The organism is Streptomyces californicus (genome assembly GCF_000717645.1).
Lineage (GTDB): Bacteria > Actinomycetota > Actinomycetes > Streptomycetales > Streptomycetaceae > Streptomyces > Streptomyces californicus.
The window spans coordinates 46,982-60,507 of sequence record NZ_JNZZ01000004.1 but is presented as its reverse complement, the minus strand read 5'-3'; the positions used below and the strand labels follow the sequence as shown (position 1 = coordinate 60,507).

At 71.6% G+C, this 13,526-nt stretch carries 10 protein-coding genes; 7 read left to right on the top strand and 3 right to left on the bottom strand.

Annotated elements, in window-relative coordinates:
• Positions 1–71: 71 nt before the first annotated feature.
• The 4 genes from IF19_RS0106875 (at position 72) to IF19_RS0106860 (ending at position 7,286) form a co-directional block, all read left to right on the top strand.
• A complete protein-coding gene (locus IF19_RS0106875; RefSeq protein WP_030115524.1) occupies positions 72–1,895 on the top strand; it encodes an ABC-F family ATP-binding cassette domain-containing protein in 1,824 nt (607 codons plus the stop codon).
• Between the two features lie 395 nt (positions 1,896–2,290).
• Entirely contained in the window at positions 2,291–4,186 is a 1,896-nt protein-coding gene (locus IF19_RS0106870) for an outer membrane protein assembly factor BamB family protein (protein ID WP_030276187.1), read from the top strand.
• A gap of 85 nt (positions 4,187–4,271) precedes the next feature.
• A complete protein-coding gene (locus tag IF19_RS0106865; protein WP_030276186.1) occupies positions 4,272–6,200 on the top strand; it encodes an outer membrane protein assembly factor BamB family protein in 1,929 nt (642 codons plus the stop codon).
• A gap of 282 nt (positions 6,201–6,482) precedes the next feature.
• Positions 6,483–7,286, top strand: coding sequence for a helix-turn-helix transcriptional regulator (locus IF19_RS0106860; RefSeq protein WP_223857937.1), 804 nt, complete (start codon positions 6,483–6,485; stop codon positions 7,284–7,286).
• Positions 7,287–7,402: 116 nt separating this feature from the next.
• Here the strand turns inward: IF19_RS0106860 and IF19_RS0106855 are convergent, their stop codons facing one another.
• Complete coding sequence (locus tag IF19_RS0106855; RefSeq protein ID WP_030115520.1) at positions 7,403–7,705, bottom strand: hypothetical protein; 303 nt, start codon at positions 7,703–7,705, stop codon at positions 7,403–7,405.
• Between the two features lie 15 nt (positions 7,706–7,720).
• Positions 7,721–9,391 carry a sodium:solute symporter family protein gene (locus IF19_RS0106850; protein WP_030115519.1) on the bottom strand — a complete coding sequence of 557 codons (1,671 nt, stop codon included), beginning with the start codon at positions 9,389–9,391 and terminating at the stop codon, positions 7,721–7,723.
• A 304-nt stretch (positions 9,392–9,695) separates the two neighbouring features.
• Here IF19_RS0106850 and galT point away from each other — a divergent pair, with 304 nt between their 5' ends.
• From galT to galK, 3 genes are read left to right on the top strand one after another with little or no spacing between them, the layout of a single operon-like run.
• Positions 9,696–10,739, top strand: coding sequence for a galactose-1-phosphate uridylyltransferase (gene galT / locus IF19_RS0106845; protein ID WP_030115518.1), 1,044 nt, complete (start codon positions 9,696–9,698; stop codon positions 10,737–10,739).
• Entirely contained in the window at positions 10,736–11,734 is a 999-nt protein-coding gene (gene galE, locus IF19_RS0106840; protein ID WP_030115517.1) for a UDP-glucose 4-epimerase GalE, read from the top strand. The genes galT and galE overlap by 4 nt, the downstream gene beginning before the upstream one ends.
• Positions 11,731–12,936, top strand: coding sequence for a galactokinase (galK, locus tag IF19_RS0106835; RefSeq protein ID WP_030115516.1), 1,206 nt, complete (start codon positions 11,731–11,733; stop codon positions 12,934–12,936). Before galE ends, galK begins: the two co-directional genes overlap by 4 nt.
• Positions 12,937–13,066: 130 nt before the next feature.
• Here galK and IF19_RS0106830 read toward each other — a convergent pair whose 3' ends face one another.
• On the bottom strand, positions 13,067–13,507 hold the full coding sequence (locus IF19_RS0106830) for a GNAT family N-acetyltransferase (RefSeq protein ID WP_030115515.1): 441 nt from the start codon (positions 13,505–13,507) through the stop codon (positions 13,067–13,069).
• Positions 13,508–13,526: the final 19 nt, after the last annotated feature.

Sequence of the window (13,526 nt, the reverse complement as noted above, 5' to 3'; positions counted from 1 at the left end):
CACCCCGCGCGGCGACTACCCTGGTACGTCGAGTCGGTCCTCACCACAGGGACCCCCGGGACAGGAGTGAAATGGCCGTCAATCTGGTCAATGTCGAGCAGGTCAGCAAGGTGTACGGCACCCGTGCCCTGCTCGACGGCGTATCCCTCGGGGTGTCCGAGGGCGACCGGATCGGCGTCGTGGGCCGCAACGGCGACGGCAAGACCACCCTCATCCGGATGCTCGCCAAGCTGGAGGAGGCGGACAGCGGCCGCGTCACCCACAACGGCGGACTGCGCCTCGGCGTCCTCACCCAGCACGACTCCCTCGACCCGGGGAAGACCATCCGGCAGGAGGTCATCGGGGACCTCGCCGACCACGAGTGGGCGGGCAGCGCCAAGATCCGCGACGTCCTCACCGGGCTCTTCGGCGGCCTCGCCCTCCCCGGCTTCGAGCACGGCCTCGACACCGTCATCGCCCCGCTCTCCGGCGGTGAGCGCCGCCGGATCGCCCTGGCGAAGCTCCTCATCGACGAGCAGGACCTGATCGTCCTCGACGAGCCCACCAACCACCTCGACGTCGAGGGCATCTCCTGGCTGGCCGGCCATCTGCGCGCCCGCCGCTCCGCCCTCGTCTGCGTCACCCACGACCGCTGGTTCCTCGACCAGGTCTGCACCCGCATGTGGGACGTCCAGCGGGGCGCCGTCCACGAGTACGAGGGCGGCTACAGCGACTACGTCTTCGCCCGCGCCGAACGCGAACGCATCGCCGCCACCGAGGAGGCCAAGCGGCAGAACCTCATGCGCAAGGAGCTGGCCTGGCTGCGCCGGGGCGCCCCCGCCCGCACCTCCAAGCCGCGCTACCGCATCGAGGCCGCCAACGAGCTGATCGCCGACGTGCCGCCGCCGCGCGACACCAGCGAGCTGATGAAGTTCGCCAACGCCCGCCTCGGCAAGACCGTGTTCGACCTGGAGGACGTGACCGTCCAGGCCGGGCCCAAGACCCTCCTCACCCACCTCACCTGGCAGCTCGGCCCCGGCGACCGCATCGGTCTCGTCGGCGTCAACGGCGCGGGCAAGACCTCGCTGCTGCGCGCCCTGGCCGAGGCCGCCCGCACCCAGGGCGAGGAGCAGCCCGCCGCCGGGAAGATCGTCGTCGGCAAGACCGTCCGGCTCGCCTACCTCTCCCAGGAGGTCCACGAGCTCAACCCGAACCTGCGCGTCCTGGAGGCCGTCCAGCAGGTCCGCGACCGGGTCGATCTCGGCAAGGGCCGCGAGATGACCGCCGGGCAGCTCTGCGAGCAGTTCGGCTTCACCAAGGAGAAGCAGTGGACGCCCGTCGGCGACCTCTCCGGCGGTGAGCGCCGCCGGCTCCAGATCCTGCGCCTCCTGATGGACGAGCCCAACGTCCTCTTCCTCGACGAGCCCACCAACGACCTCGACATCGAGACCCTGACCCAGCTGGAGGACCTCCTCGACGGCTGGCCCGGATCGATGATCGTGATCTCCCACGACCGGTTCTTCATCGAGCGCACCACGGACCGGGTCATGGCGCTCCTGGGCGACCGCACCCTGCGGATGCTGCCGCGCGGCATCGACGAGTACCTGGAGCGCCGCCGGAGGATGGAGGAGGAGGCGACCCCCTCGGCCGCCGCCCCCCGTACGTCCGCCGCTCCCGCCCCCTCCGCCGCCCCGGCGGTCTCGGCGCAGGCGTCCCGCGCCGCGAAGAAGGAGCTGCAGAAGGTCGAGCGGCAGCTCGACAAGCTCTCCACCCGGGAGACCACGCTGCACGCACAGATCGCGGAGCACGCCACCGACTTCGAGAAGGTCGCCAAGCTCGACGCCGAACTGCGCGAACTCGTCACCGAGCGCGACGAGTTGGAGATGCGCTGGCTGGAGCTGGCCGAGGACGCCTGAGGCGCCCGCCGCGCCGGGGCGCCCGCGCCCCGGCGCCGTGTGAGGTCCGGAGCGTCCGCGCCCCCGGGCGTACGACGTCGGGGACGCCCGCGCTCCGGCGCCGTACGCCGTGTCGGGGCGGAATCGGTGCCCGCGCGGCGATCGTCCCGAGTGATGGCCCATCACCTCCGGCCGAGGCGTAACGAGGGCATCACAAGGCGGTTCTCCCTTGGGAACAGGGGCTGGCCCGAACCCGCTGCCGGTGGGCGGCGGGTGGTAGAAAGAAGCCCCGCCCGACTGTCGTAACACCGCGGAATCCATGCCCGATTCGCTCCTTTCTGAGGGGGATTGACCTCCTTGGGAATGCGGGGGAGACCGGATCGAGCACCGGGCCGCACGAAGGGGGACGTGCTGATATGAGCCAGCCGCCCAGCCAGCAACCGCCGCAGGGAGGCTTCGGGGCTCCGCAGGAGCCGCCGAACGGAGCTCCTCAGCCGCCCCAGGGCCCGCCGCCGCAGACGCCGCCGCCCGCGCAGCCCCCGGCCGCCCCGCCGCAGACGCCCCCGTCCGGCGCCCCGGGGTACGGCTACCCGCAACAGCCCCCGACCCAGCCCGGCTACGGCTATCCGCAGCAGCCTGGCCAGGCCCCCGGTCCGTACGGTCAGCAGCCCGGCCCGTACGGCCAGCAGGCTCCCGGCCCCTACGGTCAGCCGGCCCCCGGCCCGTACGGCCAGCAGGCCCCCGGTCCCTACGGTCAGCCGGCCCCCGGCCCGTACGGTCAGCAGCCCCAGGGCGGCTACGGCTACCCGACCCAGCAGTACCCCGGCGCGCCCGGCCCCGGTGGACCGGGCTCCGGCGGCGGGTTCCTCAAGAACAAGACCGGCATCGTCGTCGCGGCGGCCCTCGCCGTGGTCCTGATCGCCGGCACCGGCACCTGGCTCCTCCTGAGCGGCGGCGACGACGACCCGAAGAAGCCCGTCGCCAACACCAGCAACGACCCCAAGCCCCCCAGCGGGTCGGCGACCCCCGACGAGGGCGACGGCAACGGCGACGGGCGCGAGGGGAACGACGACCTCAACGCCGGGCGCAAGCCGGGCGAGGCGAAGGTCGCCTGGCTCCAGAAGAACGACGTGGACGTGCCGCGCAACGGCGCGTCCGTGCAGGGCCCCTGGTTCGCCGGCGACGTGGTCGCCAAGGCCATGTACCGCAGTGTCTCCGGTTACTCGGTCGCCGACGGCAAGCAGAAGTGGACCATCCCGCTCCCCGCCGACGTGTGCGCCGCCCCCACCGACCCGACCGCCGACGGCAAGATCGTCATCGGCGTGAAGGACGGCACCACGGACAAGTCCAAGTGCTCGGTCCTCCAGATGATCGACCTCAACACCGGTAAGCCCGGCTGGAAGAAGTCGGTCAAGCAGAACGGCACCTGGGACTTCCTGTCGGACATCGGTCTGGCCATCAGCGGCGACACCGTCGCGGTGGGGCGCACCGGCAACGCCAACGCCTACCGGGTCAGCGACGGCAAGGAACTGTTCGGCAACCCCTCGGGCAACTGCAAGCCCTACGCCTTCGCCGGCGGCCCCAAGCTGATCGCCGCGGTCAACTGCCGTACCGGTGACGCCGAGAACCCGCAGGAGCAGGTCCAGGAGCTGGACCCGGCCTCGGGCAAGCCCAAGTGGACCTACCAGCCGCCGCGCGGCTGGGAGATCAGCAAGGTCTACTCGACCACTCCGCTCGTGATCCGGCTCGACCACGAGAAGAAGAAGCAGTGGGCCATCGCCGCGCTCACCGACGCCGGCAAGCTCCGCTCCCAGCTCGCCCCCGCCAAGGGCGACACGCTCACCGCCGACTGCGGCAGGGACTTCGCCATCTTCGGCAAGAAGCTCGACGGGTGCAGCGGCGTCGCCGCCGACGCCGACACCTTCTACATGGCGACCAAGGACGACACCAGCGGCACCGCCCGGACGAACAAGATCATCGCCTTCGACCTGAACAACGGAAAGCCCAAGTGGGACGCGCCCGCCCCGGCCGAACGCGTCCTGAAGCCGCTCGGCATGGAGGGCGGCGACGTGCTGCTCTACATGCAGCCCAAGTACGACGCGGCCGGAGCCGTCATGACGCTCCCGCAGGCCGGCGGCACCCCCAAGACGCTGCTGCAGCACCCGGAGTCGGCCGGCCGGATCGAGAACGGCTTCTTCTCGTCCAGGATCCTGTACCGGGACGGCCGTTCCTACGTCTTCAGCACGCGGGTGAGCGCGAGCAACGACAAGGAGGAGATGGAGCAGGCGACGATGCTGGTGTTCTCCAAGTGACCGACCGCCACGGCATCCGGCCGGACTCCGCTTTTCCCGTCCCCACGCGCCCCCACGCCCACTCGTTTCCAGAGGTACGTACGCCATGAGCCAGCCGCCCCAGCCACCGCAGCAGCCGCCCAACGAGCCGCCGAACCCGCCCCAGGGAGCCCCCGGCACGCCGCCTCCCGGCGCCCCGAACACGCCCCCGGCGCCGCCCGCCGGCGGCTTCGGCGCGCCGCAGGACCCCCCGCCGGGAGGGTTCGGCCAGCCGACCCCGCCACCCGCCGACCCCTTCGGCAAGCAGCCGCAGCAGCCCCCGGCCGGGCAGCCCCAGCCGCCCGCCGGACCGCCGCAGCAGCCCCCCACGCCGCCCGCCGGCGGCTACGGCGCCCCGCCGGCCCCCTCGGCCGGCGGCTACCCGACCCCGCCCGCGCCGCAGCCCAACGGCTACGGCTACCCGCAGGCCGAGCCCGGGTACGGCTACCCGCAGGGGCCCCGACAGCCCGCTCAGCAGGGGTACGGCTACCCGACCCAGCCGATGCAGCCGCAGTACGGCACACCGCAACCGGCCGCCGGCGGCAAGAAGTTCACCACCCAGATGCAGATCATCGTCGCCGCGGCCGTCGCCGTGGTGCTGATCATCGGTGCCGGAATCGTCTACTCCAGCACCGGTGGTGACGACAAGGGCGGCAAGAACGAGGCGTCCTCCGCCGGTTCCACCGGCGGCGAGGGCAAGGGCGGCGGCGGCCTGGCCGGCGGCGACGAGAAGGCGCCCGCCAACACCAAGTCCCAGGTCGCCTTCCAGCTCCCGGAGCCGGTCGTCGGCGACACCGTCGTCGTCAAGGGCTCCTGGCTCACGGACAAGGCGTACGTGAAGTCCGGCGTCGCCGAGATCAACGCGTACGACCGCGACAAGGGCACCAAGCTCTGGACCGTCCCGCTGGCCGGCGAGATGTGCAGCGCGTCCCGGCACATGAGCGAGGACCAGAAGGCGGCCATCGTCTTCGCGGAGGCGAAGCCGTCCAAGGAGAAGAAGTACCCGGCGTGCAACCAGGTCGGCGTGGTCGACCTGGTCGCCGGCAAGCTCCTGTGGAGCAAGAGCGTCACCTCCTCCACCGGCGGCGACCGGCCGACCCCCTTCGACGAGGTCACCCTCAGCGGCACCACCGTCGCCGCGGGCGGCACCCAGGGCGGTGCCGCCTTCAAGCTGGCGGACGGCGCCGAGCTGTGGAAGCCGAAGGTCGGCGCGGACGGCTGCTACGACAGCGGCTACGCGGGCGGCGAGGCCCTCGCCGTGGTCCGTACGTGCGGCACGTCCGACAACCGGCAGCTCAGCGTGCAGATGCTGGACGCGACGACCGGAGCGCCGCAGTCCACGTTCGCGCTGCCGGCGGGCGTCGACTTCGCCTCCATCGTCTCCACCAAGCCGCTGGTGGCCGCGGCCGACGTCGGTGACACCGCGGGCGACGGCAGCAGCATCTCCGACTTCTTCTCGATCGACGCGGCGACCGGCAAGCTGATCGTCCGCATCTCCGCCGACGCCGAGAAGTACGGGGCACGCTGCTCCGGCACCGACGTCGAGAGCTGCCGCCACATCGCCGTCACCAACAACCGGCTCTACCTGCCGACCGAGAGCCACGACGGCGCCAGTGAATACGGCGACACCAACGAGATCGTCGCCTTCGACCTGGCCACCGGCAAGCTCCTCGGCGGCCGGGCCGACGCGGGCGAGCGGTACTCCATGGTCCCGCTCCGGGCGGACGGCACCAGCGTCATCGCCTACAAGGAGGGGCCGTACGACAAGGGCGGCCAGGTCGTCTCCATCGACGGCGAGACCTTCAAGGAGACCAAGCTGTTGGAGAACCCGAGCGACGAGGCCGTGCGGAGCGCGGAGAAGAAGTTCCTCCCCGACTCGCACGAGCTGATCTACGGCGACGGGCGGCTCTACTTGGCGCAGACGATGGTCAGCGAGCCCAGCACCACCAACCCCGATGACAAGGACTACCTCGTCCTCGCCTACCGCGCCGAGTGATCACGGCCTTCGCCGGGCGCCCTTCCTGAGCGCTCCACCGAGCCGTACCCCGGGCCCCGCCGGTCGTCCAACGACCGGCGGGGCCGATCGTTTTCCGGCCCCGAACCGATCACCGGCAGTCCGCCGACCGGACCCGAACCGCGCAGAATCCGGCACTTCCGGGGGCTTCTTCCGCGATGGGGCCGCGCACCGTCGAACAAGCGTGTACCTTGCCGGGTCAGGAGTCCGGGGGCCGCGCGTACAAGGGCTGTGGGCGTACCGAGGTCATGGGGGAGAGAACCGATGGGCGGCGTGCGGCTCATGGTGGTCGACGACCACCGTCTGCTCGCCGAGGCACTCGCCTCGGCGCTGAAACTGCGCGGGCACCGGGTGCTCGCGGCGGCCGCGCCGACGTCCGGTTCGGCGGACCTGGTGGTCAGCAGGGCCCCGGAGGTCTGCCTGTTCGGTACGGCGTCGCCCGCCGCCCCCGGGGCCTTCGACCCGATCGCGCGCATCGGCCGGGAGCGGCCCCAAGTGGCTGTGGTTGTCCTCGGACCGGTGCCCAGCCCGCGCGGGATCGCCGCCGCGTTCGCCGCGGGGGCGGTTGGATACGTCCGGCACGACGAGCGGATCGAGGGCGTCGAGCGGGCCATGCTCAAGGCGCGGGCGGGGGAGTGCGCCATCGCCCCGCAACTGCTGCGGGGGGCCTTCACCGAGCTGCTCAACCCCGCGGTCCAGCCCGACGACGAGGGGCGGCGGCTGCTGCGGATGCTCACCCCGCGCGAGGCCGAGGTGCTGGTACGGGTCGCCGAGGGCGAGGGCACCCGGCTGATCGCGGCCGGCATGGGCATCGCCCCGAGCACGGCCCGCACCCACGTCCAGCGGGTCCTGATGAAGCTCGGGGTCGGCTCCCGGCTGGAGGCGGCCGCCCTCGCCGCCCGTACGGGCCTGCTGGCACGCGCGGCGGCCCACGCCCGGACGACCCGCCCCGCGACGACGGAAGACCCCGCGACGGCGGAGACCCCGGGGTCGGCGACGGACGCCCCCGGGACGGCGACGGACGGAGCCGCACCGCGGGGGCCGTACATCCCCGCACAGGACGGGTGACGCACGGCCCCCGGGCTGGGCGTCCGGCCCCGGCGCTCCGGAGGGGGCGCCGAAGGGGCGGGTGAGGGCCGCCGGAGCGGACCCGGTGGCCGGGTCCGCTCCGGCGGTCGGGCCGGTCAGCCCGCGCCGGGACCCGGGTCCTGGTCCTGCTCGGGCGACGCCGGGGCCTCGGCCGGGCGCAGCTTCATCCAGACCAGGAAGAACAGGCCGAGCGCCAGCATGGCGAGGCCGGTCCACAGGTTGATGTGGACGCCCTCGGCCTTCTTCAGGTCGGCGTCGGACGGGTTGAGCCCGGCGATGGTGACGATCACCCCGTAGACCACGAACAGACCGCCGATGATCCGCCGGATGTCGAAGAGACGGGCCGCGGTCGCGGACTTGCGCTCCAGCTCGGAGACTTCCTTGTGCAGTTCGGACACGGTGGGTGCCTCCGATCAGAACGAGTAGGGGATGTAGCACGCGGCGGCGAGCACGATCGCGCCCCACCCGAGCAGCGCGGGCTTGCGGTACCAGGCCCTGTCGGCCTCCTCCAGCGCCTCGTCGGGGTCGGGCGACTCGGTGCCGTACACCAGGCCGGCCAGCTCCGCCTCGGGCTTCGGCGCGGTGAAGAGGGTGACGGCGACCATGACGACGGCGCCGGCGACGAAACCGACGATCGCGGAGACGAAGTTGGCGCCCTGGTCGGACGGGATGTCGATGATCCCGCCCTTGTAGATCCAGAAGTAGTTGACCATCGCGGCGGCGGTGCCCGCGAGGAGGCCCCAGACACCGGACTTCATGGAGGCGCGCTTCCAGAACATGCCGATGATGAAGACGACGAACATCGGGACGTTGAAGAAGGAGAACAGCGTCTGCAGGTAGCTCATGATGTTCGAGAAGCTGGCGGCGATGAACGCCGTGCCGATCGAGGCCAGCACGCCGATCGCCGTGATCAGCCGCCCGAAGCGCAGGTAGTACGTGTCCGGCTTGTCCTTCACCACGTACCGCTGCCAGATGTCGGTGGTGAACACGGTGTTGAACGAGGAGACGTTGGCCGCCATGCCCGCCATGAACGCGGCGAGCAGACCGGTGACGGCTATGCCGAGGACACCGTTGGGCAGCAGCTCCTGCATCAGGAGGGGTATCGCGTCGTTGTAGGTGAGGTCCGAGCCCGCGGTGCCGATCTTGGGTACGATCACGGCGGCGACGAGGCCCGGGATCATCACCGCGAAGACGATGAAGATCTTCGGGAAGGCGGCGATCAGCGGGGTGCGCTTGGCGGCGGAGAGGTTCTTCGCGGACAGTGCGCGCTGCACCTCGGCGAAGTTCGTCGTCCAGTAGCCGAAGGACAGCACGAAGCCGAGGCCGAGGATGATCGTCAGCCAGTTGGCGCCCAGCGGGTTGGCGTCACCGATGCCGGTGCCGCCCCAGGCGGTCATGAAGTCCCCGCCGTGCTGCTTCGTCAGCGAGTCGCTCATGGCGTCCCAGCCGCCGACCCGCTTGAGGCCGAGGACGGTGAGGGGGATCAGCGCGGCGAGGATGACGAAGAACTGGAGCACCTCGTTGTAGATCGCCGAGGAGAGCCCGCCGATCGTGATGTAGACCAGCACGAACAGGCCCGCGACGACGATCGCGACCCACTGCGGCCAGCCGAGGAGCGCCTCCACGACGATCGACAGGGCGTAGAGGTTGACGCCCGCGATGAGGATCGCCGCGAACGCGAAGAGCACGGAACTGAGCAGGTGCGCGGACTTGTCGAACCGCTGGAGCAGGAACTCCGGGACGGATCGCACCTTGGAGCGGTAGTAGAACGGCATCATCACCAGGCCGAGGAAGACCATGGCGGGGATGGCGCCGATCCAGTACCAGTGCACCACCGCGACGCCGTACTGCGCGCCGGTGGCCGCCATGCCGAGGATCTCGGTGGCGCCGAGGTTCGCCGCGACGAAGGCGAGCCCGGTCACCCAGGCGGGCAGGGAGCGCCCGGAGAGGAAGAAGTCGAGGCTCGTCTTCACACTGGCACGGGCCATGAAGCCGATGCCGAGTACGACGACGAAGTAGATCGCCAGGATGGCGTAGTCGAGCCCGTTCGTGGGGAGCCGAAGCCCTTCGGCCAGTGTCTGCATGTGGGGGTACTCGCTTCGTATCGCGAACGTAACCCGACGGAACTTACGCCGTCATGTTCGAGAAATGAACAGTCGCGGTGGGGTTCTTTGTTCGATCGTGATCGAGCGCGACTGAATGTGCCGGAAGATCCCTTGATGTCCGGCTCCCGGTGGATCTTTCGCGGCGCCGGGCACTCCTCATGGTCCGCCTCGCCTGTTCCCGCACCCGTCACCCCTCATGCGCGATCGCCCCGCCATTGACGATGGTGTGCGCTTGTGATTTGTTGTGTGCGATTATGTTGAGAGGATCCGGTGGAGGACCCTGGTGAAGAAGACGGTGACGACCCTCGCCGACGGCCGCGAGCTGATCTACTACGACCTCGCGGACGACACCGTCCGTGACGCCGTCGACCAACGCCCCCTGGACGCCGTCTCGACCTCGTCCGAGGTCCGCCGCGACCCGCTGCTCGGCGACGCGGTCGCCATCGCCTCGCACCGCCAGGCCCGCACCTACCACCCGCCGGCCGACGCCTGCCCGCTCTGCCCCACCCGGGACGGACGGCACAGCGAGATCCCCGACGACCACTACGACGTCGCGGTCTTCGAGAACCGCTTCCCCTCCCTGGCCGGCGACTCCGGCCGCTGCGAGGTCGTCTGCTTCACCTCCGACCACGACGCGTCCTTCGCCGACCTCACCGAGGAGCAGGCCGCGCTGGTCCTCGCCGCCTGGACCGACCGCACGGCCGCCCTCGCCGCCCTCGACCAGGTCACCCAGGTCTTCTGCTTCGAGAACCGGGGCGCCGAGATCGGCGTCACCCTCGGCCACCCGCACGGGCAGATCTACGGCTACCCGTTCGTCACCCCGCGCACCGAGCTGATGCTCCGCAACGCCGCCCGCCACCACCGGGAGACCGGCTCCAACCTCTTCGACGACGTCGTCGCCCGCGAGGAGAAGGAGGCCACCCGTGTCGTCCTCGCCACCGACCACTGGATCGCCTTCGTCCCGTACGCGGCGCACTGGCCCTACGAGGTCCACCTCTACCCCCGCCGCCGCGTCCCCGACCTGCGGGAGCTGGACGAGGAAGCGCGGACAGAGTTCCCACAGGTCTATCTGGAACTCTTGAGGCGCTTCGACCGGATCTTCGGCCCCGGCGAGCCGCCGACCCCGTACATCTCCGCCTGGCACCAGGCGCCGTTCGGGGTCGACGGCCGGGACGACTTCGCCCTGCACCTGGAGCTTTTCACCATCCGTCGGACGTCCGGCAAGCTGAAGTTCCTCGCGGGTTCCGAGTCCGGCATGAACGTGTTCATCAACGACGTGCCGCCGGAGGCCGCGGCCGAGCGACTGCGAGAGGTAGCGACCCAGTGAGCACCCCCCGGAACACCACAGCCCCCCGGAAGAAGTACCTGGTCACCGGCGGCGCCGGATACGTCGGCAGCGTCGTCGCCCAGCACCTGCTGGAGGCGGGCCACGAGGTGACCGTCCTCGACGACCTCTCCACCGGCTTCCGCGAGGGCGTCCCGGCCGGGGCCGCCTTCATCGAGGGCCGCATCCAGGACGCCGCCCGCCACCTGGACCCCTCCTACGACGGCGTCCTGCACTTCGCCGCCTTCTCCCAGGTCGGCGAGTCCGTCACGGACCCCGAGAAGTACTGGGTCAACAACGTCGGCGGCACCACCGCCCTCCTCGCCGCCATGCGCGACCACGGCGTCCGCACCCTCGTCTTCTCCTCCACCGCCGCCACCTACGGCGAACCGGTCTCCAGCCCCATCACCGAGACCGACCCCACCGCCCCCACCAGCCCCTACGGCGCGTCCAAGCTCGCCGTCGACCACATGATCAGCGGCGAGGCCACCGCGCACGGACTGGCCGCCGTCTCCCTGCGCTACTTCAACGTCGCCGGGGCGTACGGAAGTTGCGGCGAGCGCCACACCCCCGAGTCCCACCTCATCCCGCTCGTCCTCCAAGTGGCCCTGGGGCAGCGCGAGTCGATCTCCGTCTACGGCGACGACTACCCCACCCCGGACGGCACGTGCGTCCGCGACTACATCCACGTCGCCGACCTCGCCGACGCCCACCTGCTCGCCCTGGACGCCGCCGCCCCCGGCGAGCACCTGATCTGCAACCTCGGCAACGGCAACGGCTTCTCGGTCCGCGAGGTCATCGAGACCGTCCGCAAGGTCACCGGCCACCCGGTGCCCGAGACCGCCGCTCCCCGCCGAGGCGGGGACCCGGCCGTCCTCGTCGCCTCCGCCGCCACCGCCGTCGAACGCCTCGGTTGGCAGCCCTCCCGCGCCGACCTGGCCGGAATCATCGCCGACGCCTGGCAGTTCGCCCGCCGAGAGGACACCACCACCCCATGACCGCCGAACCGACCACCACCGCCCCCGCCGAGGGCGAGCCCGCCGGGACCGACCCCGCCGCCACCTTCACCGAGCTGTACGGGAGCGAGCCCGACGGCGTCTGGGCCGCCCCCGGCCGGGTGAACCTCATCGGGGAGTACACCGACTTCAACGACGGCTTCGTCATGCCGCTCGCCCTCCCGCACACCGCGCGCGCCGCCGTCTCCCGCCGCGACGACGGCGTCCTGCGGCTGTACTCCACCGACGTCCCCGGCGGCGTCGTCTCGCTGCGCGTCGATGAACTGGCCCCGCACTCCGGCCACGGCTGGGCCGCCTACCCGGCCGGTGTCGTGTGGGCGCTGCGCCGGGCCGGGCACCCGGTCACCGGCGCGGACATCGCGCTGACCTCCACCGTCCCCACCGGCGCCGGGCTCTCCTCCTCCGCCGCCCTGGAGACCGTCACCGCCCTCGCCCTGAACGACCTCTTCGATCTCGGCCTGAGCGCCGCCGACCTCGCCGTGACCGGCCGCCGCGCCGAGAACGACTTCGTCGGCGTGCCCTGCGGGATCATGGACCAGATGGCCTCGGCCTGCTGCACCGAGGGCCATGCCCTCCACCTCGACACCCGCGACCTCTCGCTGCGCCAGGTCCCCTTCGACCTGGCCGCCCAGGGCCTGACGCTCCTGGTCGTGGACACCCGGGTCAAGCACGCGCTGGGCGACGGGGCGTACGCGGAACGCCGGGCCGGCTGCGAGGAGGGCGCCCGGCTCCTCGGCATACCGACGCTGCGCGACCTCCCGTACGAGGACCTCGCTGCCGCTCTCACCAGGCTGGCCGACGCCGGCGCGGACGAGTCCGTGATCCGCTACGTACGCCACGTCGTCGGCGACAACCACCGGGTCGAGCAGGTCATCGCCCTGCTCGACGCGGGCGACGTGCGCGCGGCGGGCCCCGTCCTGAACGAGGGACACGTCTCGCTCCGCGACGATCTGCGGGTCTCCTGCCCGGAGTTGGACCTGGCCGTCGAGGCCGCGAACACGGCGGGGGCGCTGGGGGCGCGGATGACCGGGGGCGGCTTCGGCGGCTCGGCGGTCGTCCTGGTGGAGGAGGCTCAGGCCGGCACGGTGGCCAAGGCCGTCGAGGAGGCGTTCGCGGCGGCCGGCCACGCGGCCCCGGGCGTCTTCGATGCCGTCCCCTCGGCCGGGGCGCGCCGACTGAGCTGAGACGGCGGGCCCGGGGCGCGCCGGTCGAACTGAGGGGCTCCGGGGCGCGCCGGTCGAACCGGGGCGGAGGAGCCCGGGGCACGCCGGTCGAACTGAGGGGCTCCGGGGCTCCGCGCCGCCGGGCCGGGTCTCACAACTCCTTGACCAGGATGAACTCCGTGACGCCCGGCGGGTAGTCGGCGACCCGGCCGATCTCCTCGTACCCCTGCTTGCGGTAGAAGCCGGGGGCCTGGAAGTCCCAGGTCTCCAGCCGCGACCGGGTGCAGGCGCGTTCGGTGCGGGCGGTTCGTTCGGCCTCGCCGAGCAGCCGCCCGCCGAGCCCCGCCCCCCGGTGCGGGGCGTCCACCCAGAGCAGATCGACGTGCAGCCAGTACGCCCACGTCCGCCCGGTCAGCCCGCCGGCCACGTCCCCGTCGCCGTCCAACGCCCACACCTCCAGCGGCTTCTCGTGCTCGGCGGAGGTGGACAGCAGCGCACGCAGACCGGCCGACGCCGTGACGTTGTCCTCGTGCAGACGCCCGTTCAGCAGAATGCGACGTTTTCTGTCTACTTCTGTCACAAGGCGGAACATGAAACACACCCTAAACATC

Coding starts and splice junctions, on each gene's coding strand:
- IF19_RS0106830 (WP_030115515.1), bottom strand. CDS start 13,507: ATGTTCCGCCTTGTGACAGAAGTAGACAGAAAACGTCGCATTCTGCTG.
- IF19_RS0106865 (WP_030276186.1), top strand. CDS start 4,272: ATGAGCCAGCCGCCCCAGCCACCGCAGCAGCCGCCCAACGAGCCGCCG.
- IF19_RS0106870 (WP_030276187.1), top strand. CDS start 2,291: ATGAGCCAGCCGCCCAGCCAGCAACCGCCGCAGGGAGGCTTCGGGGCT.
- IF19_RS0106850 (WP_030115519.1), bottom strand. CDS start 9,391: ATGCAGACACTGGCCGAAGGGCTTCGGCTCCCCACGAACGGGCTCGAC.
- IF19_RS0106875 (WP_030115524.1), top strand. CDS start 72: ATGGCCGTCAATCTGGTCAATGTCGAGCAGGTCAGCAAGGTGTACGGC.
- IF19_RS0106860 (WP_223857937.1), top strand. CDS start 6,483: ATGGGCGGCGTGCGGCTCATGGTGGTCGACGACCACCGTCTGCTCGCC.
- galK (WP_030115516.1), top strand. CDS start 11,731: ATGACCGCCGAACCGACCACCACCGCCCCCGCCGAGGGCGAGCCCGCC.